Genomic DNA, 18,338 nt, shown 5'->3' on the forward strand with positions numbered 1-18,338 from the left:
CGGGCGGTGCGGCGAGGTCAAGGCGGGTAAATGTGCCCTGCCCGGTGCCCTTTCGGGCGGGGAGAGCCTGGCTGCGGTCAGCCCACAAGACGGGGGAACAGCTCCCGCACCCCGCGCCGCAAATCGTCCAGCGCTGTCTCCTCGCCCGCGAGGTGCCGCAGCAGCGCCTGCTGGAACAGCCCGTCGAACAACGCGTACGCGTCCGCCGCCGAGCAGGTCGGCTCGGCGCCCGCGAGCCCGGCGTACGCGCTCACGTTGCGCCAGATCATGTCCTGCAGGCTGGCGTCGATCTCGGCGACGTCGTCGCGGAACGCCGGCTCGAACAGCGACTGCGTGCGCAGGTCGTACCACATCCGGTGCATCAGGGGTGCTTCGCCGAGCGCGGCCGCCAGTCCGTCCGCGCAGGCGGCCGCCAGCTCGGCCGCGGTGGCCGCCTCGCCGACGCCGCCCTCGTAGCGCTGGACGCACGCGGCCTTGTAGCGGCGCACGCAGTAGGTGATCAGCTCGACCTTGTCGGCGAAGTAGTAGTGCAGCAGCCCGTGGGAGAACTTCGTGTGCTCCGCGATCGTGCGCAGGCTGGTGCGGGCGTAGCCGAGGTCCGCCAAGGCCAGGAGCGCCGCGTCGGCCAGTTCCCGGCGGCGGTCCTCGAACTTGTCGGCTGGGGTCCGGCGCCTCACGGCGGGTGCGCTGGTCACCGCCCGAAGATACCACCCGAGGTGTTTCTGACCAATCGTCCAAGAAAATCTTGACATTCGTCCAAATGGCCGTCATGGTCGTCACCAGCCGCCGGCGAAGTCGGGAGGGACGACGATGTCTCTGTTCTTCTACCTGGAGAAAGGCGCCTCCGTGGACCCCGGAGCGCCCTGCTTGACCCTTGACGGGGTGTCCCGTTCCTACGCGGAGGTCGTCGAGCTCGCCGAGGCCGTCGCCCGGGCGTTGCGGCGTTCCGGTGTCGCCCCGGGGGACAAGGTCGGCATCCTCTCGGCCAACGACCCGACCGCGTTCACCTGCGTCTTCGGCATCTCGCGGGCCGGCGCGGTGTGGTGCCCGATCAACCCGCGCAACGCGGCCGCGGAGAACGCCGAGCTCCTCGACCTCTTCGACTGCACCACGCTGGTCTTCCAGCCCGCCTTCGAAGACCTGGTCCGCCGGATCGCCCCGCAGCTGCCGAAGCTGACCACGCTCGTGCGCCTCGGCGACGGCGACGGCTTCGCCCCCGGCTTCGACGACTGGCTCGACGCCGCGAAAGCCGGCCCGCCCGCGGTCGCCGCCCCACCGGACGACGTCGTCGCCCTCGTGGGCACCGGCGGCACAACCGGCCGGCCCAAGGGCGTCATGCTCACCGGTCGCAACCTCGAAGTCATGTCGGCGATCACGCTGATGAGCTACCCGTTCGAGGGGCGCCCGGTCTACCTGGCCCTGGCCCCGCTGACGCACGCGGCCGGCGTCCTCTGCTTCCCGGTGCTGGCCCGCGGCGGCGAGGTGGTGATCATGCCGAAACCCGACGTCGGCCGGTTCCTGGCGCTGATCGAACGCCACCGTGTCACCCACACGTTCCTGCCGCCGACGCTGATCTACCTGGTGCTCGGCCACGAAGCCCTGGACCGCACGGATCTCTCGTCACTGCAGTGCTTCTGGTACGGCGCGGCCCCGATGTCGGTGACCCGGCTGGCCGAAGCCCTCGACCGGATCGGGCCGATGGCCCAGCTGTTCGGCCAGTCCGAGGCCCCGATGATGATCTCGACGATGTCGCCCGCCGAGCACCGCCGTCCCGATGGGACTGTCCACACCGGACGGCTGGCCTCCGCCGGGCGCCCGTCACCGCTGGTCACCGTGGCGATCCTGGACGACGGCGGAAACGCCGTGGCGCAAGGCGAACGCGGCGAAATCTGCGTGCGCGGCTCGCTGGTGATGGCCGGCTACTACCGCAACCCGGAGGCCACCGCGGAAGCCTCCGCCCACGGCTGGCACCACACCGGTGACATCGGCTTCCTCGACGGCGAAGGCTTCCTCCACATCGTCGACCGCGCCAAGGACATGGTCATCACCGGCGGGTTCAACGTCTACTCCGCCGAGGTCGAGCAGGCGGTGCTGGCCCACGACGCGGTCCGCGACTGCGCCGTGGTCGGCCTGCCCGACGAGAAGTGGGGCGAGCGCGTCACCGCCGTCGTCCAGCTCCGCCCCGGCCGGGAGCTGGACAGCGCCGAGCTGATCGCGTTCGTCAAGGACCGCATCGGCAGCGTCAAGGCGCCCAAGCAGATCGAAGTCTGGCCGGACCTGCCCCGCTCGACCGTCGGCAAGGTGCTGAAGGCCGAGATCCGCACGACCCTCACCACCCGCTGAAGGGAAACATCATGAAACTCGCGCTCTACCTCCCGAACTTCCGCGACAAGGTGACCGTGCGGGAGCTCGAGGACCTCACCGCACTGGCCGAGGATCTCGACTTCGACTCGGTCTGGACGCTGGACCGGATCATCGTGCCGGAGACGTCGGACACCCAGGAGATGCAGTACGCCTTCGGCATGATCGACGGGTTCCCCAAGGGCCTGCCGGTCAGCTCGCGCGGCGAGTTCCTCCAGGGCATGCCGCTCATCCCGTGGCTGGCGGCGAAGACGTCGAAGGTGCGGATCGGCATGAGCATCATCGACACGCCCTACCGCGCGCCCGGCGTCCTGGCCGCGGAGCTGGCCACCATCGACCACCTCTGCGGCGGCCGGCTGAACGTGGCCGTCGGCTCCGGCTGGATGCCCGAGGAGTTCGCCGCCGCGAGCGCGTCGCACATCTTCCCCAAGCGGCACAAGCACGTCCGGGAAACCCTGGAGATCATGCAGGGCATCTGGACCAACGACCTGTTCGAGTACCACGGCGAGTTCGCCGACTTCCAGCGCAGCGGGTTCGGCGCCAAGCCGGTGCAGAAGCCGCACCCGCCGATCTTCTTCAGCGGCCTCAAGGACGCCAAGCGCTCGGCCGCCCGGATCGCGAAGTACGGGCTGTCCGGCTGGATCGGCATCCAGGACTCGCCCGAGGACATCCGGCGCTGGCGCACCGAGATCCAGCGCGAGCTGGAGGCCCTCGACACCCCGCGCTCGGTCGACGACCTCGAGATCGCCAGCATGATCTGGTTCGTCATCACCGACGAGGACATGGACCAGAGCCCGCTGGGCAAGGGCACCAACCTGCTCGTGGGGTCGCAGGCGCAGATCACCGACCAGCTCAAGCGCTACCGGGAAGCCGGGCTGACGATGCCATTCCTGTGGCCGCCCTTCCAGGACGTCCCGGTGGCGAAGACGCTGGACGACATGAAGCGGCTCAAGGAAGAGATCCTCCCCAAGATCGAAGCGATGTGAAAGGGACCAGCATGTCCGAACTCGAAGGAAAGCGCGTCTTCGTCACCGGCTCCGGTGCCGGCATCGGCAAGGCGATCGCGGCGCTGTTCACCGAACGCGGCGCCCGGGTCGTCGTGAGCGACCTCGACTCCCTCTCGGCCAAGCAGGCGGCCGACGAGATCGGCGCGGCCGGGGTCGCCAACTGCGACGTCACCGACGAAACCCAGGTCCAGGCGGCCATCCAGCAGACGGTCGACCTCCTCGGCGGCCTCGACGTCCTGGTCAACAACGCCGGCATCGAGGTGTCGTCCCCGCTGCTGCAGCAGCCGACGGAGAGCTTCGACAAGATCTTCGCGGTCAACGTGCGCGGCACCTTCGTGACGATGAAGGCGGCGACGCCGCACCTGGTGGAGTCCAAGGGCAACATCGTCAACATCGCCTCGATCGCGGGCATCGGCGGCAGCCCGCTGCTCGGTTCGTACTGCGCGACGAAGGCCGCGGTCATCCAGCTGACCCGGGTGGCGGCGGTCGAGATGCGCCCGACGGGCGTCCGGGTCAACGCGGTCTGCCCGGGCTTCGCGGACACGGCGATGGTCGAGCGCCTGGTCCCCGACTTCGAGGCGGCGACCCAGGTCCCGTTCGGCGACCTGGTCGCGGCCAAGCAGGGCCGGCTGGGCACGCCGCAGGACATCGCGGAGGTCGCGGCGTTCCTGGCGTCGGACCGGGCGAGCTGGGTCACCGGCAGTCACTACGTCCTCGACGGCGGGCTGACCGCGTCCCTCGTGTGACGGGGCGGGTGGGGCCGCTCCCGGCGGCCCCACCGTTTCCCGCCGGGCCGGATCCCGCATTCCGAATCGCGGGGAAACCGTTTCCGGAAGCGGCGGAAATCAGCCGCCGAACCGGCCGGCCGGAACGCCGCGGAGTTCGAACGCGGCCCGGTGCGCTTCCTGACCGGCCGGCAATCGCACCGAGCGAACGCCCAGATCCTGGACGATGACGGCCGCGACGGCGGAAAGGAATTCTTCTTCGCCGGATTCGCCCGCCCGGAAGCGGTTCGGCTTCAGGTGCACGACGACGCCGCACCCCTCGGCCGTGATGGCCGTCAAGGCCGTGTCCAGCCCGGGACGGCACGCGCAGCGCAGCCAGCCCGGCACGTCCCCGGCCGGGCACTCGCGGTGGACGTACACCGGGACGTCGTCGGCTCCGGCCGGGCTGCCGGTGACCAGGGCGAGGTGCTCCGCGCCGTCGAACGCGCCGGTGTACCCGACCGCGCGCACCAGGTCCGAGACCGCCCCGGTCGTGGCCCGGCGGGTGACCAGCGGGTCGCGGCTCAGCCGGTGGGTGACCAGGTCGCCGACCGACACCGCGGCGAGGCCGTGGTCCTCGGCGAACCGGGCCAGTTCGGGTGGCCCGGCGAGCTCGGTGGGCCGGCTGAGCCCGACCAGGGCGGCGAAGAGGGCTGCCGGCCGCCGCCCGGCCGCGCGGGCCAGGTCCGCCGCCGCCTCGGCCACGCCCCGGCGGTGGAGCACGCCGCCGGCCGCGTGACGCACCGGGATCACGTGCCCCGGACGGGTGAAATCGTGTCCGGTCGAGCCCGCGGCCGCGAGCAGCGCCGCGGTGCGCGCCCGGTCGTGGGCGGAGATCCCGGTGGTGATGCCGGTGGCCGCGTCCACCGTCACGCACGCTTCGAACCGGCTCGCGCCCGGCATCGGGGGCAGGTCGAGGCGGTCGCACTCGGCACCGGGCAGCGAGACGCACAGCAGCCCCGACGAGTGCCGGACCAGGAACGCGGTCACCGCGGTGGTGACGGTTTCCGCGGCGGCCACCAGGAAACCGGCCGGGGCGTGGTCGTCGACGAGCACCACCGGTTCGCCTGCCGCCACGGCGGCGAGCGCCGGGCCGATCGGCGCGGCCGCCGGGCGGGCGGGGGTGAGCCGGACGCTCATGACGCCCCCACGGCGAGCTCGCCGAGTTCCAGGCGGCGGAACCGGCTGCCGTGGAAGACCAGCGGCGGGACGTCGGGGTTCGCGTGCAGCCCGTGGACCTCCAGCAGCACGACCGTGTGGTCGCCGGCAGGCACCTCGGCCCGGACCGAGCAGTCGAACCAGGCCGAGGCACCCAGGACGAAGAGCGCGCCGTCGTCGCTCGCCCACCAGCCCACCCCGGCGAACCGGTCGCCGGTCTTCCCGGCCAGCCGGCGGCCCGCCGCGGCCTGGTGCTCGGCCAGCACGCTGAGGCCGAGCCGCGGGGACGCCCGCAGCTGCGGCCAGGTCGCCGAGGCGTTGCGCACGCAGACCGACAGCAGGGCCGGTTCGAGGGACACCGAGGTGAACGAGCTGACGGCCATGCCGGCCGGTGCGCCGCCGGCCACCGCGCCGAGCGCCGTCACCCCGCTGGGAAAGCAGGCGAAGGCCTGGCGCAGGACCGCCGCGCGGTGGCCGGTGGAAGGGACGGTGGTCACGGTAGCCTCCCCAGGACCCGGCCGGTGAGGACCGGGCACTCGCTGCCGATACGGGTGGAGCTCGCCTCGCCTTCCGGCGACGGCGTCAGGCGTCGATCGCGGCCTCGATCGGGGTCTTCCCGCCGACCACCACGTAGATCCGGCCTGCCGTGGCGGGCCGGTCGAGCAGCCCCACGAGCACGGCGGCGACGTCTTCCCGCGCGACCTGGTCGAACCGGGCGCGCTTCGGGGCGACCCGGTTCCCCGGCGTGAGCTCGACGGTGCCGTCGCCGTCGCCGTCGGTCAGCACGCCGGGCCGCAGCACCGTCCAGTCGAGCTTGTCGCGCTCGAAGATGTGCTGTTCGGCGGCGCGCTTGGCCTGCAGGTAGATGGCGTAGCCCTCGCCGATGCCGCGGTCGTCGGCGCAGCCGACGTTGATCGAGCTGACGTGCACGAACCGGCGCACCCCGGCCTGTTCGGCCGCGTCCATGACCAGCACGACGGCGGCCCGGTCCATCCGGTCCCGGCGGGCGGCGGTGGCGGCGTTGCCCGAGCCCGCCGAGAAGACAGCCGCGTCCGCGCCGACCAGGACCGTGGCCACCTCGTCCACCGTGGCGTGCTCGAGGTCGAGCACCACGGCCTTCCCGCCCGCGCGTTCGACGTCGTCGACGTGGCGGGGGTTGCGGACGATGCCGACGACGGAGTCACCCCGCCGCGCGAGCTGCCGGGTCAGCCGCAAGGCGATCTTGCCGTGGCCGCCGGCGATGACGATCTTCATTCGATTCCCCTTCTCGTGGCGGACTGCCCCGGGTGGCAACGCCACCGGGGAGACCCCTTTTCGCAATTGCTCTGATCGGGTGTTTCTGCGCGGCGGGAAAGCGCTTTCGTGAGCCCAGCACGAAGTGGTCCGAACCGGTTATCGACGGACGAACGCCGCCGGGGGCGAACGCGTCAATCGGACGGACGGGCGATTCTCGGACAACCGAAACAGATCTTCTTCGGTGGCGGACGAAAACAGTCAACCACCGGTCCGGCCGTTCGGTCAATCGGGGTCGGCGCCACCGCTGTCCCGGGGGTCGAGGTCGAGCTGGGCCTGCGCGGCGAGTGACCACAGGTAGCTCAGCGGCTCGCCGTCGGGCTCGTCCTCGAACTCGGCGATCAGCTCGGCGTGGTGGGCGCCGAGCACGGCCAGGTCGACCTGCTGGGCCAGGCCGGCGTCGTCGGGCATGATGGTCAGGCCCCAGGTGCGCGCGGTGGCGCGGTAAGGCCGTTGCAGCGCGCCGTTTTCGCCGGTGCACACCGGCTCGGCGACCAGGAAGTTCGTCTTCACCAGCGCGCGGATGTGGCGCAGCGTGGTCGCAGAACCCGGATCGCCTCGTTCTACGCCGGGGCGATGAGCGAGGCCCGCGACATCGACCTCGCCCGCGTCGCCGCCCACCACGGCGGCCTCGACCTGGTGCTGATCGCCCCCAACGATCCCGACGCCATGCTCCGGCACACCCGCGACTGCCGCGCGCACGGCTACCGCTTTGCCGCCGATCCCTCCCAGCAGCTGGCCCGCCTGACCGGGCCCCAGATCCGCTCCCTGGTCGACGGCACCGACCTGTTGTTCACCAACGAATACGAGCACGACCTGCTGCTGGCGGCCACCGGCTGGACCGGCTGCGACGTCCTGGTGCGGGTCGGGCGCTGGGTCACCACGCTCGGCGAAAACGGCGTCCGGATCGAATCCGCGACCGAACCGCCGTTGACGATCCCCGCCGTGCCGACCGCCGGGGTCGTCGACCCGACGGGCACCGGCGACGCCTTCCGTGCCGGCTTCCTGGCCGGGCTCAGCCGGGGAACCGGTATCGAGCAGGCGGCCCGGATGGGCGCCGCACTGGCCGGCATCGCGCTCGGATCCGCCGGGGGACAGGAGTACGTGTTCGAGCCCGAGGAGTTCCTCGCCCGGCTGCGCGCCACGTACGGCGAGGCCGCGGCGGCCGACGTCGAACAGCGGGTCCTGGCCGGAGGGGTCGGCCCGCGCGCGTGACCCGAATGGCGGAGTTTCGACCTCCGCCGCGGCCGGGTACCCGTCGGCTGGTTCGTCTTCAGCCCCTCCGGACGCGCCGGCCCGTCACACGTGTTGGCGACGGGTCTGCCCGCGCGTGCCGCGCCGCCGTCCGGAGGTACCCCCCGCGATTTCCGGACGCCGGTGCGGGCCGTGCCACCGCCGACCCCGGGCGAACCCGTGCCCGTGACGGCCACCGACCACCCGGGACCGGCGAACTGCCTTGCGCTGGAAGGAAATCCCGTGGCCGATGGAGACGTGCACACCGTGTACGAGGACGGTGTGTGGAAGAACCGGGTCGAAGGCGGCACCCGGGCCTCCAACACCTCCCCGCGCCGCGTCGACGCGGTCGTGGCCGGCCGGCTGGCGGCGCGGAAGCGCCGGGTGGGGCACCTGGTCCACACCCCCGACGGCGACGTCGAAAGCGAACGCGACTACCGGCCGCGTGCCGGACCGGCCTGCTGAGCCTCCCGCTTCCGCTCGCAGGTCGTCCCCCCGGCCTTCGCCGAGCGGAAGCGGGACCCTGCCGAGCGGATCACCCCGGGCTCACTCGGTGAAGCAGCTGAGGAACGGCAAGTCGGCCGGGCCGGACAGTTCCAGGTACCAGACCACCAGGTGGGTGAACACGGCGACCAGATCAGCCGGACGGCCGCGCGTCGCCAGCTCGATGTGGATGTCCCGGCTCGGCTGGTCGTCGTTGAGCGCCGCCAGCAGCGCGCGCAACGCCGCCCGGGGCCCGGGCGGCAGCCGCTCGACCTCGGCAGCCCTCCCCGCGGCGTCTTCGACGACGACCGTGAAGAAGGCGTCGTTCCACCGCGGGCCGATCGCCGCCGCGCACCGGCCGACCAGCTCGTCGGCCACCTCGGCCGCCACCCGCGTCGGACCGGCGCGGGCCAGGACGGCCACCGCCCCCGTGACTTCGTCATGGGCACCGTCCGCCGCGGCGTCGAGCAGGTCGTCGGTGAACTGCCGGACGGTCACGCCCGCCGCGGGATCCCGGTTGTCGGTCATCGGCCCCGCGTACCCCGGGGTGGGCCGGCACAACCGGCCGCGTAAGAGATCGGTAACCGCGCGCGGGAGTCCGGCCGGGCGATTTCTCCGGTTCAATACGGTTCGAACTCGACGACGGAGGAGTACCGGATGAACCGCACGCGGCGCCTGCCGACCCGGCCCTGGTTGGCCGGCGCGCTGGTGGCGGGCCTGATCGCCGTCGCGGCGGGCCTGTACTGGTTCCAGCCGTGGCAGCTGTGGGTGGACGAGACGGTCGAAGAAAGTCTTCCGGTTCCCGCGGTCTCGGCGCCGCCGTCTTCGGCCGCGCCTTCCGCGCCTTCCGCACCTGCCGCGCCGTCCTCGCCGGCCGAGGTGGCGGCCGGTTCGCTGATCAGCCACGAGCACCGGACCGCGGGTACCGTCCGGGTGATCCGCGCCGCCGACGGCTCGCTCGTGCTGCGGTTGGAGAACCTCGCGACGAGCAGCGGCCCCGACGTGCACGTCTGGCTCACCGACGCACCGGTGAAACCGGGCAAGGACGGCTGGGGCGTCTTCGACGACGGGAAGCACCTCGACGCGGGCAAGCTCAAGGGCAACAAGGGGAACCAGAACTACCCGCTGCCCGCGGGCACCGACCTGGCCGGTTACACGAGCGTGAGCCTGTGGTGCGACCGCTTCGACGTGTCGTTCGGCGCGGCGGAGCTGACCCGCACGGCGACCTGACCGTGCGGACGGGAACTGTCCTATATCGCCGTTAGCGTGAGTTTCACCAACGAGCGAGAGGGACTCACGATGACTGCCACCCCCGACGGTTACACCGCGGTCGCCCCCTGGGTCGTCACCCCGGACACCGGTGCGCTGCTGGACTTCGTCACCGCGGCCTTCGGCGGCGTCGAACTGGGCCGGGTGCCGCTGGAGGACGGCAGCATCGGCCACGCCGAGATCCGGGTCGGCGACACCGTCGTGCTCGCGTTCGACCAGCGCGACGACTGGCCGGAGATGCCGTCCCTGCTGCGCGTCTTCGTCCCCGACGCCGACGTCGCGTTCGCCGCCGCCCTGCAGGCGGGCGCCCGCGAGGTGACGGCACTGACCGACAACGCTTTCGGCCAGCGCGGTGGCCGGGTGCGCGACCCGTTCGGCAACATCTGGTGGATCACCGCGGTGGCCGAGGCGGTCGCTCCGGAGGAAGGCATGCGGCGGCTGGCCGAGCCGCGGTACCAGGAGCAGATGCGCTACGCCCAGGAAACCCTCGACGCCGAGCTCAGCGGCCGGGCCCGGGGCCGGGCGAGCGCGGTGATCACCTCGTAGCGACCCGGTTTCGTCCCGCTCCCGGCGGGTATGCCGAATGATCCCACCGAGAGGGCGGCGTCATGGCGGCGAGCGAAGACACCGGAACCGAACCCACGATCACGGTGCGGGTCGACGGCACCGAGCACCGGCTGGCGGTGGATCCGCGGCGCACGTTGCTCGACCTCATCCGCGACCAGCTCGGCGAGCCGGTCGCGAAGAAGGGCTGTGACCACGGCCAGTGCGGCTCCTGCACCGTGCTGGCCGGCGGCCGGCGGGTGCTCGCCTGCCTGACCCTGGCCGTGACCTGCGACGGCGCCGACGTCACGACCGCGGCCGGGCTGGCGCGGGACGGCGGGCTGCACCCGATCCAGCAGGCCTTCCTCGACCACGACGCCTTCCAGTGCGGGTACTGCACGCCCGGCCAGATCTGCTCGGCGGCCGGGTTGCTGGCCGAGTTCGCCGACGGGTTCCCCAGCCACGTCACCTCGCCCGTGAGCGGCGCTCCACAGTGGTCCGACGAGGAGATCGCCGAACGGATGAGCGGCAACCTCTGCCGCTGCGGGGCCTACGCCGGGATCGTCGCCGCGGTCCGGGCGTCGCGATGAAGACCTTCGCCTTCGCCAAGGCCGGCACCGTCGCCGAGGCCGTGCGGGCCGTGGCCGCGGACCCGGACGCGGTGTTCCTCGGCGGTGGCACCAACCTCGTCGACCACCTGAAGCTGTGCGTGGCCCGGCCCGGCCGGGTCGTCGACGTCACCGCCGTGACGTCCGGCGAGATCCGCGAGAACGACGACGGCAGCCTGTACGTCGGGGCCGGCGTCCGCAACAGCGACCTGGCTGCCGACGGCGTGGTCCGCCGCCGGTACCCGGTCCTGGCCGAAGCGCTGCTCGCCGGCGCGTCGGCCCAGCTGCGCAACATGGCCACCACCGGCGGGAACCCGTTGCAGCGCACGCGGTGCCTGTACTTCCAGGACGTCACGACGCCGTGCAACAAGCGCGCACCGGGGACCGGGTGCTCGGCGATCGGCGGCGCCACCCGGCAGCACGCGATCCTCGGCGCGTCCCCGTCGTGCGTGGCCACGCACCCGTCCGACCTGGCCGTCGCCATGGCGGCCCTGGACACGCGCGTCCACGTGACGGGGACGGCCGGCGAGCGGGAAATCGCTTTCACGGACCTGCACCGGCTGCCCGGTGACCACCCCGAACGCGACACCGTCCTCGCCCACGGCGAGCTGATCACCGGCTTCACCCTGCCGGCCGTGCCGTGGGCGCGGCGGTCGGCCTACCGCAAGGTCCGGGACCGGGCGTCGTACGCGTTCGCGCTCGTCTCGGTCGCCGCCGGTGTGTCCCTTGTGGACGGCCGGATCGACGACGTCCGGCTCGCACTCGGCGGTGTCGCGCACAAACCGTGGCGGGCCACCGAGGCGGAAGCCGTGCTGCGCGGAGCGCGGCCGGACGAGGAGGCGTTCGCGGCCGCCGCGGCCGCCGAGCTGGCGGGCGCCCGCGCGCTCGAGGGCGTCGACGGCGGCAACGCCTTCAAGATCCCGCTCGTCCGCCGCACCCTGGCCGCGGTGCTGCGCGAGCTGACCGCAGGGGAGCCGAACCCGTGACCGAGCTGCTCGAACCGCACGCCATCGGAACCGCGACCACCCGCCGCGACGGCCCGGCCAAGGTGACCGGGACCGCGCCGTACGCCTTCGAGGCCCCGGCGGACCGGCCGCTGTACGCCCACCCGGTGCAGGCCACGGTCGGCCGCGGCCGCTGCACCCGGATCGCCACCGTGGCCGCCGAAAGCCTCGACGGCGTGGTGGCGGTGCTCACGCCGTTCACCGCCGAACGCCTGGCCGGCACCGACGACGCCGAGCTGGCCGTGCTGCAGGACACCGCGGTGCCCTTCCGCGGGTCCGCCGTCGCGCTGGTGCTGGCCGAGACCCCGGAAACCGCCCGCCACGCGGCGGAGCTGGTGACGGTCGGCTACGACACCGAGCCGCACGACGTCGAACTCGACGCCGGCCGGTCCGACCTGTACGCGCCGGATTCGGTGAACGCCGGCTTTCCGACCGACACCGGGCAGGGCGACGCCGACGCGGAGCTCGAACGGGCCGAGGTGACCATCGACGAGACGTACACGACGGCGATGCAGCACAACAACCCGCTGGAACCGCACGCGACGACCGCGTTGTGGGCCGACGGGGTGCTGACCGTCTGGGATTCCACCCAGGGCGTCCACTCGGTGCGTTCGGCGCTCGCCGGGGTGTTCGGGCTGCCCGAGGACCGGATCCGGGTGCGCTGCCCGCACGTCGGCGGCGGGTTCGGCTCGAAGGGCACCGCGCACGCGAACGTCGTGCTCGCCGCGCTGGCCGCCCGCGCGGTGCCGGGCCGCCCGGTGAAGCTCGCGCTGACCCGGCAGCAGATGTTCACCCTCACCGGCTACCGCACGCCCACGATCCAGCGCGTCCGGCTCGGCGCCGGCCGCGACGGACGGCTGCGGGCGCTGCGGGTCGACGTCGTCGAGCAGACGTCCCGGATCAAGGAGTACGCCGAGCAGACCGGTGTGCCGGCGCGGATGATGTACGCGGCGCCGAACCGGGCCACCAGCCACCGGCTCGCCGCGCTGGACGTGCCGGTGCCGTCGTGGATGCGGGCGCCGGGGGAGTGCCCGGGGATGTTCGGGCCCGAGGTCGCGATGGACGAGCTCGCGGTGGCCCTCGGCGTGGACCCGGTGGAGCTGCGGGTGCGCAACGAGCCCGAGCGGGACCCGGAGAACGGGCGGCCGTTCTCCAGCCGCAACCTCGTCGCCTGTCTGCGCGCCGGGGCCGAGCGCTTCGGCTGGGGCGAACGGGATCGGCGGCCCGGCGTCCGCCGCGACGGCCGCTGGCTGACCGGGACCGGGGTGGCGGCGTCGGTGTACCCGGCGAAGCGCTCGCCCGGGTCCACGGCGCTGATCCGCTTCGAAGGCGGCCGCTACGCCGTGGAGATCGGTGCCGCCGACCTCGGCACCGGGGCCCGGACGATCCTGCCGCAGATCGCCGCCGACGCCCTCGGCGTGCCCGCGTCGGACGTCGAAGCCCGCATCGGCGACACGGACTACCCGAAGGCGACCGTCGCGGGCGGCTCGTCCGGCACGGCGTCCTGGGGCGCCGCGGTGGTCGCGGCGGCCGGGGCGTTCCGCGAGAAGTTCGGCACCGACCCGGGCGAGGGCGCGGAGGCGAGCGCGGAGACGCCGGAAAACCCGGCCGAGGAGCAGTACTCGATGTACGCCTTCGGCGCGCAGTTCGCCGAGGTGCGGGTGGACGCCGACACCGGCGAGCTCCGCGTTCCCCGGCTGTACGGCATGTTCGCGGCCGGCCGGATCGTCAACCCGGTGACCGCCCGGTCCCAGCTCCTCGGCGGGATGACGATGGGGCTGTCCATGGCGCTGTTCGAGGCCGGCACGATGGACCCGCGCACCGGGCACGTGGTCAACCACGACCTGGCCGAGTACCACATCGCCACCAACGCCGACGTCGCCGACCTGCGCGCCGACTGGATCGACGAGCACGACCCGCACCTCAACCCGATGGGCACCAAGGGCGTCGGCGAGATCGGCATCGTCGGAACGGCGGCGGCGGTCGCGAACGCGGTGTACCACGCGACCGGGGTACGGGTGCGGAAGCTGCCGATCACCCTCGACGCGCTGCTGCCCGCCCTTCCGTGAGGAACACCCGGCCGCTTCAGCGGTGCTGCCGCGCCATCCACTGCCAGACGTGGGTGCCGCCGGCGGCCGGGTCGTTGCGGGCCACGTAGATCCACGACCAGTGGCCCGGGAACCGGTGGCCGTCCCACACGACCTGGTCGTAGAGCGTCACCAGTGAGCGGGGGATGAGCTCGTGGGCGTGGACGGTGTTCGCCTGCGGGTCCACCGTGTCGTCGTCGCGGGAGGCGACCAGCCAGGTGGGTGTGCCGATCGCGGCCAGCTCCGCGTCCGGGATCAGCGGCGGGTCACCCGCCTTCCGGGCGGCGACGACGCCGCAGATCGGCACCGACGCGGCGAACGTCCGGGGGTAGACCGTGGTCATCTTCAGGCTCATGTAACCGCCGTTGCTGCAGCCCGCCACGAGAACCCGCCCGGGATCGACCGGCCGGGTGCGGAGCACCTCGCCGATGATTTCCCGGATGAGCGGCGCGAACCGGGGACCGTCGTCCATCCACGCGGACGTGCTCTGCGGGACGACGACGTAGGCACCGCCGAAGATCGACTGCGCTTCCCGGGTGGCGAAGCCGAGCGCGCCCCGGTTGGCGCGCAGCGTCGTCTCGTTGTCGTAGTAGCCGTCGGGCAGGGAAGCGCCTTCGCCGCCGCCGTGGAGCCAGACGATCAACGGGCGCCTGCCGCGGCCGGAAGCCGGCGAGTACAACCGGTACTTCATCCCCGAACCCGAGGTGTGGTAGCCGAAAGCGTCGGCTTCGGGGTTGCCCAGCCGGCCCTGCGTGAACGAGGTGAAGGTGACCGGGCGGCCGTTGCGCAGGCGCAGAGGGGCGTTCTGCGTGACGGTGTAGACCAGGTCGAGCCGGACGTTGCGGCTCCGGCTGTTCACGTAGCCGAGGGTGTTGCCGCCGGTCGCGCCTTCGGCGTGGCCGAGTTCGAGCACGACGTCGCCGCGGTGGTCGAGCCGGGCGGCGGTCACGGGCCGGTCGAGGTCGTAGCCGACGTCCTGGCCGCCGGTGTCGATCGGGCTGGTGGCCCGCGCGTGCACGCCGAACGTGCCGGTGGTCAGGCTCGCGGGCTCGATCGGCCCGAACCGGGCGGTCCGGAGCGTGAGCGAGGTGATCTGCTCGCCGCCGTCGAGGGTTTCGGCGTCGAGCGTGAAGCCCACGTCGCCGGTTCGACCGGCGTGGGCGACGCCGGGCCACGCGAGACCGGCGGTGAGGCCCGCACCGGCGGCCAGTGCGGTGCGGCGGCTGAACGCTGTCCCCATGCGAACTCCTTTGTCCGGGGCGGGGTGACTTCAGTACGGGTGGCCGGGAACGCCGAGGTGCACCTGGTAGAGGCCGTACCCGCCGCCGGAGACGCTGGAGGTGACGTACAGGGTTCGGCCGTCCGGTCCGCCGAAGGCCGCGTTGGTACTGGTGCGGCCGGCGGAGACGGTGCCGAGCGGGGCGCCCGACGGCGAGAAGACGTGCACGAGCCCTTCGCCGTTGGAGACCCAGTACACGTTGCCTGCGCAGTCGACGGTCGCGCCGTCGGGTGTCCGGATGTTCGCGAACACCGTGCGGTTGCCGGTGCTGCCGTCGGCGTTGACGGTGTACTTCATGATCACGTCGGCACCGGTCGCGCCCACGTAGAGCGTCTTGCCGTCGGGGGAGAGCACGACGCCGTTCGGTTGCGGCAGGGTGTCGTCGACCAGGCCGACCACGCCGTCGCGCACGCGGAAGACGCTGGTCCGCCCGCCCTGCTCGTCGGCGCGGTTGCCGCGCTGGTAGCTGGGATCGGTGAAGTAGGTGGTGCCGTCCTGGCCGGTGGTCAGGTCGTTGGGCGAGTTGAACGCGCGGCCGAGGTAGCCCGCCGCGACGGTCGTCCGGCTGCGGTCGCTCAGACGGTAGGCGGAAACGGTGCGGTTGTCGTGGGTGGCGGCGAGCACCCGCGTGCCGTCGGCGCTGATCGCCAGTCCGTTGCTGCCGGCGTCGGCGATGAACGTCTCGAAGGTGGCCGGCGGGGTGTACCGGAGCATCGTGGACGGCTGCACGCCCTGGGGACCCGTGGGGTTCTTCATGTCCGACAGCAGCAGCGTGCCCGTCCGCCGGTCCCAGGTGGGCCCTTCGAGGAAGGTGAACCCGCCCCGGACGAGCCGGGCGGTTACCGACGGGCCCGGCAGCGGCGAGCCGTAGGTCGCGCCCGGGGTGCACGGGGCGTCCGCGGTGGTGCCTGCCGCCGCGGGGGCCGCCGCGCCCGCGAGCGCGATCGCCGCCGCCGTCACCGTCCACTTGCGACGGTGGAGTGTCCTGCGAGCCATCACGGCTCTCCTTTCGTGAGCCGGGGGTTCAGCGGCCGAGCACGACCTTGAGGATGCTTTCGTTGCTGTTGTAGGGAATGCTGTCCTTGTCGCCGTAGTTGCTGGTGGTCAGCCACAGGCCGCCGTCGGCGGACGGCTCGACGGTGCGCAGCCGCCCGTACGTGCCGGTGAGGTACTGCTGGACGTCGGTCAGGCTGTCGCCCGAGATTTCGGCCCGGTACAGCCGGGTTCCGCGTTCGCAGGCGATGTAGAGGCCGGTGCGGACCACGGCGATGCCGCTGCACGAACCCTCGGCGACGGGGTAGGTGTGCTTGGGGGCGATGAAGCCGGCTTGCCCGCAGCTGCCCGTGGTGCCCTCGCAGGCTGGCCAGCCGTAGTTGCCGCCGCGGACGATCAGGTTGGTCTCGTCCATGACGGAGTTGCCGAACTCCTGCTCCCAGAGGCGGCCCTGGGCGTCGAAGGCCAGGCCCTGCGGGTTGCGGTGGCCGTAGCTCCAGACCGCCGTGCCGAAGGGGTTGTCCGACGGGATGCTGCCGTCGCGGTTGATCCGCAGGACCTTGCCGGCGAGGCTGGTGAGGTCCTGGGCCCAGGCGCCGTTCTGGCCGTCGCCGGTGGAGAGGTAGAGCTTCCCGTCGGGCCCGAAGCGCAGCCGGCCGCCGTTGTGGTACTTGTTGCGCGGGATGCCGGTCAGCAGCACCTGCGGGGTGCCGGTGAGCACGCCGCCGGTGTACCGGACGCGCACCACCCGGTTGTCGGTCGAGCTGGTGTGCATGACGTACAGCCACGGGTCGGCCGCGAAGTCGGTGGCCACGGCGATGCCGAGGACGCCGCCCTCGCCGTCCGTGCCCGCGACGTCCGGGATCTTGCCGACCACGGTTTTCGTGCCGGTGGCGGGGTCGAGCCGGACGATCTCGAAGCTGTCGCGCCGGCTGTAGAGCACCTGCCCGTCGGGCAGGGTGGTCAGGCCCCACGGCAGCTCGGTGTCGGTGGTGACCCGGGTGACCGAGCACAACGCGGTGGCGCACGAAGAACCGGTGGTGACCGCGACCGCGGTGCCCGCGGCCGACCGGTTGCCCTGCGCGTCGCGGGCCCGCACCTGGTACCGGTAGCCGGTGTCCGGGGCCAGGCCGCTGTCGGTGAACGAGGTCGCGCCGCTGGTGGAGCCGGCGACGGTGCCGTCGCGCAGGATCTCGTAGCCGGTGACGCCGACGTTGTCGGTGGCCGGCTCCCAGCGCACGGTGACGGTGGTGCCCGACGCGGTCGCCGTCACGCCGCCGGGGGTGCTGGGCGGCTCGGTGTCGGCCTGGCACTGCGGCACGCTGATGGGGACGGTGGCACTGGCCTGCGAGACGTTGCCGGCGGCGTCACGCGCGTTGACGTACAGGCCCCAGGAAGCCCCGGGCACGACGGTCAGCTCGGCCGAGAGGTCCGTGCCCGGCACGGATTTCATGAGCTGCCCGTCGTGGTAGACGTCGTAGAAGGCGACCCCGACGTCATCGGACGACGCCGACCACGAGAAGACGACTCCGGTGCAGGTCAGGTCCGAGGCCCGCGGGTTCGAGGGCGCGGTCGGCGGCGTCGTGTCGAGCTTGACCAGCTGCCACCGCTGGTCGGCGCCGCCGGAGTCGGGCAGCTGGACGATCCGCGCACCGTCGGCGGAGCTCGACGTGGCGACGGCCTTGCCGCTGGCCCGGTTGAGCAACCGGACGTCACCACCGGCGGAGCCGGCGAGCCGGAACTGCTGCCCGGAGCGGCCGGCGTCGGCGCTCTGCACCAGCCCGGCCCGGTCGGCGGTGGAGGGGAAGGTCAGGACGAGCGCGCTGAGCCGGGACTTGATCCGGTAGAAGCCACCGCCGGAGTCGACGAACTGCCACTGCTGCGGGCCGCGGTCGTCCCGGGTGCGCTGGGTGATCCGGGCGCCGTCGTAGGTGGCGCCGCCGGAGACTTCCAGCGCCTTGCCGCTGCTGCGGTTGACGAGCACGTAGGAAGAACCGGTGTCCACGGTGGCGGCGGATGCGGCCGGGGCGGGGAGCAGGAAGCCCAGGCCCACGAGCAGGGTGGTGGCCAGTGCTCGGCGTTCGGTGGTGCGGAGCGGTGCCGGACCGGACGGTTTTCGCGCACGTAGAGCCATGCGTCGCCTCCTTGCGAGCAGGGGTGCGTACTGGGCGTCGCGGGCTGGTCGACCCACGCGACTGGGAGCGCTCCCAGGTCACCGTAGCGCAAATCTTTGACCGGCGACAGGGGTGGTGAGCG

Annotated in this window: 19 protein-coding genes; 10 read left to right on the forward strand and 9 right to left on the reverse strand. The window is 72.7% G+C overall.

All coding sequences use genetic code 11. From position 1 onward, the window contains the following. Positions 1-77: 77 nt before the first annotated feature. Complete coding sequence (locus HUT10_RS45310; RefSeq protein WP_176176846.1) at positions 78-695, reverse strand: TetR/AcrR family transcriptional regulator; 618 nt, start codon at positions 693-695, stop codon at positions 78-80. A gap of 115 nt (positions 696-810) precedes the next feature. Here HUT10_RS45310 and HUT10_RS45315 point away from each other — a divergent pair, with 115 nt between their 5' ends. Genes HUT10_RS45315 through HUT10_RS45325 form a run of 3 tightly spaced genes read left to right on the forward strand, consistent with a single transcriptional unit; the run spans position 811 to position 4,114 of the window. Beyond that, positions 811-2,343: a long-chain fatty acid--CoA ligase gene (locus tag HUT10_RS45315; protein ID WP_176176847.1), complete on the forward strand. Its 1,533-nt coding sequence runs from the start codon at positions 811-813 to the stop codon at positions 2,341-2,343. An 11-nt stretch (positions 2,344-2,354) separates the two neighbouring features. Continuing rightward, a complete protein-coding gene (locus HUT10_RS45320; RefSeq protein WP_176176848.1) occupies positions 2,355-3,347 on the forward strand; it encodes an LLM class flavin-dependent oxidoreductase in 993 nt (330 codons plus the stop codon). An 11-nt stretch (positions 3,348-3,358) separates the two neighbouring features. Then, complete coding sequence (locus tag HUT10_RS45325) at positions 3,359-4,114, forward strand: SDR family NAD(P)-dependent oxidoreductase (protein WP_176176849.1); 756 nt, start codon at positions 3,359-3,361, stop codon at positions 4,112-4,114. A 99-nt stretch (positions 4,115-4,213) separates the two neighbouring features. Here HUT10_RS45325 and HUT10_RS45330 read toward each other — a convergent pair whose 3' ends face one another. The 4 genes from HUT10_RS45330 to HUT10_RS45345 all read right to left on the reverse strand — a co-directional run bounded on the left by HUT10_RS45330 (position 4,214) and on the right by HUT10_RS45345 (position 7,096). After that, positions 4,214-5,272, reverse strand: coding sequence for a 3,4-dihydroxy-2-butanone-4-phosphate synthase (locus HUT10_RS45330; RefSeq protein ID WP_176176850.1), 1,059 nt, complete (start codon positions 5,270-5,272; stop codon positions 4,214-4,216). Continuing rightward, on the reverse strand, positions 5,269-5,787 hold the full coding sequence (locus HUT10_RS45335; RefSeq protein WP_176176851.1) for a flavin reductase family protein: 519 nt from the start codon (positions 5,785-5,787) through the stop codon (positions 5,269-5,271). Before HUT10_RS45335 ends, HUT10_RS45330 begins: the two co-directional genes overlap by 4 nt. 85 nt (positions 5,788-5,872) lie before the next feature. Continuing rightward, a complete protein-coding gene (locus HUT10_RS45340) occupies positions 5,873-6,544 on the reverse strand; it encodes an SDR family oxidoreductase (RefSeq protein WP_176176852.1) in 672 nt (223 codons plus the stop codon). Between the two features lie 264 nt (positions 6,545-6,808). Further along, positions 6,809-7,096 carry a hypothetical protein gene (locus HUT10_RS45345; protein ID WP_176176853.1) on the reverse strand — a complete coding sequence of 96 codons (288 nt, stop codon included), beginning with the start codon at positions 7,094-7,096 and terminating at the stop codon, positions 6,809-6,811. 12 nt (positions 7,097-7,108) lie between these two features. Here HUT10_RS45345 and HUT10_RS45350 point away from each other — a divergent pair, with 12 nt between their 5' ends. Then, the gene (locus HUT10_RS45350) at positions 7,109-7,798 is read left to right on the forward strand and encodes a PfkB family carbohydrate kinase (RefSeq protein WP_303247013.1); all 690 of its coding nucleotides are present in this window, start codon (positions 7,109-7,111) and stop codon (positions 7,796-7,798) included. Between the two features lie 261 nt (positions 7,799-8,059). Then, positions 8,060-8,281, forward strand: a complete 222-nt coding sequence (locus HUT10_RS45355) for a DUF2188 domain-containing protein (RefSeq protein ID WP_176176855.1) — start codon at positions 8,060-8,062, stop codon at positions 8,279-8,281. An 81-nt stretch (positions 8,282-8,362) separates the two neighbouring features. Here HUT10_RS45355 and HUT10_RS45360 read toward each other — a convergent pair whose 3' ends face one another. Then, a complete protein-coding gene (locus tag HUT10_RS45360; protein ID WP_176176856.1) occupies positions 8,363-8,827 on the reverse strand; it encodes a hypothetical protein in 465 nt (154 codons plus the stop codon). 129 nt (positions 8,828-8,956) lie between these two features. Here HUT10_RS45360 and HUT10_RS45365 point away from each other — a divergent pair, with 129 nt between their 5' ends. From HUT10_RS45365 to HUT10_RS45385, 5 genes are all read left to right on the forward strand, one after another. After that, positions 8,957-9,529, forward strand: coding sequence for a DM13 domain-containing protein (locus HUT10_RS45365; protein WP_176176857.1), 573 nt, complete (start codon positions 8,957-8,959; stop codon positions 9,527-9,529). 69 nt (positions 9,530-9,598) lie between these two features. Continuing rightward, positions 9,599-10,114: a VOC family protein gene (locus HUT10_RS45370; RefSeq protein ID WP_176176858.1), complete on the forward strand. Its 516-nt coding sequence runs from the start codon at positions 9,599-9,601 to the stop codon at positions 10,112-10,114. A 62-nt stretch (positions 10,115-10,176) separates the two neighbouring features. Continuing rightward, entirely contained in the window at positions 10,177-10,701 is a 525-nt protein-coding gene (locus HUT10_RS45375) for a (2Fe-2S)-binding protein (RefSeq protein WP_176176859.1), read from the forward strand. Then, positions 10,698-11,705: a xanthine dehydrogenase family protein subunit M gene (locus tag HUT10_RS45380; protein WP_176176860.1), complete on the forward strand. Its 1,008-nt coding sequence runs from the start codon at positions 10,698-10,700 to the stop codon at positions 11,703-11,705. The genes HUT10_RS45375 and HUT10_RS45380 overlap by 4 nt, the downstream gene beginning before the upstream one ends. Next, a complete protein-coding gene (locus HUT10_RS45385; RefSeq protein ID WP_176176861.1) occupies positions 11,702-13,792 on the forward strand; it encodes a xanthine dehydrogenase family protein molybdopterin-binding subunit in 2,091 nt (696 codons plus the stop codon). Before HUT10_RS45380 ends, HUT10_RS45385 begins: the two co-directional genes overlap by 4 nt. Positions 13,793-13,808: 16 nt before the next feature. On the opposite strand, the gene HUT10_RS45390 is transcribed toward HUT10_RS45385, so the two are convergent. Genes HUT10_RS45390 through HUT10_RS45400 form a run of 3 tightly spaced genes read right to left on the reverse strand, consistent with a single transcriptional unit; the run spans position 13,809 to position 18,153 of the window. Then, entirely contained in the window at positions 13,809-15,050 is a 1,242-nt protein-coding gene (locus HUT10_RS45390; RefSeq protein WP_176176862.1) for a prolyl oligopeptidase family serine peptidase, read from the reverse strand. Positions 15,051-15,080: 30 nt separating this feature from the next. Further along, on the reverse strand, positions 15,081-16,085 hold the full coding sequence (locus HUT10_RS45395; RefSeq protein ID WP_254897311.1) for an SMP-30/gluconolactonase/LRE family protein: 1,005 nt from the start codon (positions 16,083-16,085) through the stop codon (positions 15,081-15,083). A 28-nt stretch (positions 16,086-16,113) separates the two neighbouring features. Beyond that, the gene (locus HUT10_RS45400; protein ID WP_176178351.1) at positions 16,114-18,153 is read right to left on the reverse strand and encodes a PQQ-dependent sugar dehydrogenase; all 2,040 of its coding nucleotides are present in this window, start codon (positions 18,151-18,153) and stop codon (positions 16,114-16,116) included. Positions 18,154-18,338: the final 185 nt, after the last annotated feature.

Source organism: Amycolatopsis sp. Hca4 (assembly GCF_013364075.1).
Classification (GTDB): Bacteria; Actinomycetota; Actinomycetes; order Mycobacteriales; family Pseudonocardiaceae; genus Amycolatopsis.

What these genes read in the sequence shown, in the direction of transcription:
- HUT10_RS45395 (WP_254897311.1), bottom strand. Translation starts at nt 16,085, where the DNA reads ATGGCTCGCAGGACACTCCACCGTCGCAAGTGGACGGTGACGGCGGCG.
- HUT10_RS45390 (WP_176176862.1), bottom strand. Translation starts at nt 15,050, where the DNA reads ATGGGGACAGCGTTCAGCCGCCGCACCGCACTGGCCGCCGGTGCGGGC.
- HUT10_RS45340 (WP_176176852.1), bottom strand. Translation starts at nt 6,544, where the DNA reads ATGAAGATCGTCATCGCCGGCGGCCACGGCAAGATCGCCTTGCGGCTG.
- HUT10_RS45320 (WP_176176848.1), top strand. Translation starts at nt 2,355, where the DNA reads ATGAAACTCGCGCTCTACCTCCCGAACTTCCGCGACAAGGTGACCGTG.
- HUT10_RS45360 (WP_176176856.1), bottom strand. Translation starts at nt 8,827, where the DNA reads ATGACCGACAACCGGGATCCCGCGGCGGGCGTGACCGTCCGGCAGTTC.
- HUT10_RS45325 (WP_176176849.1), top strand. Translation starts at nt 3,359, where the DNA reads ATGTCCGAACTCGAAGGAAAGCGCGTCTTCGTCACCGGCTCCGGTGCC.
- HUT10_RS45315 (WP_176176847.1), top strand. Translation starts at nt 811, where the DNA reads ATGTCTCTGTTCTTCTACCTGGAGAAAGGCGCCTCCGTGGACCCCGGA.
- HUT10_RS45330 (WP_176176850.1), bottom strand. Translation starts at nt 5,272, where the DNA reads ATGAGCGTCCGGCTCACCCCCGCCCGCCCGGCGGCCGCGCCGATCGGC.
- HUT10_RS45365 (WP_176176857.1), top strand. Translation starts at nt 8,957, where the DNA reads ATGAACCGCACGCGGCGCCTGCCGACCCGGCCCTGGTTGGCCGGCGCG.
- HUT10_RS45380 (WP_176176860.1), top strand. Translation starts at nt 10,698, where the DNA reads ATGAAGACCTTCGCCTTCGCCAAGGCCGGCACCGTCGCCGAGGCCGTG.
- HUT10_RS45370 (WP_176176858.1), top strand. Translation starts at nt 9,599, where the DNA reads ATGACTGCCACCCCCGACGGTTACACCGCGGTCGCCCCCTGGGTCGTC.
- HUT10_RS45375 (WP_176176859.1), top strand. Translation starts at nt 10,177, where the DNA reads ATGGCGGCGAGCGAAGACACCGGAACCGAACCCACGATCACGGTGCGG.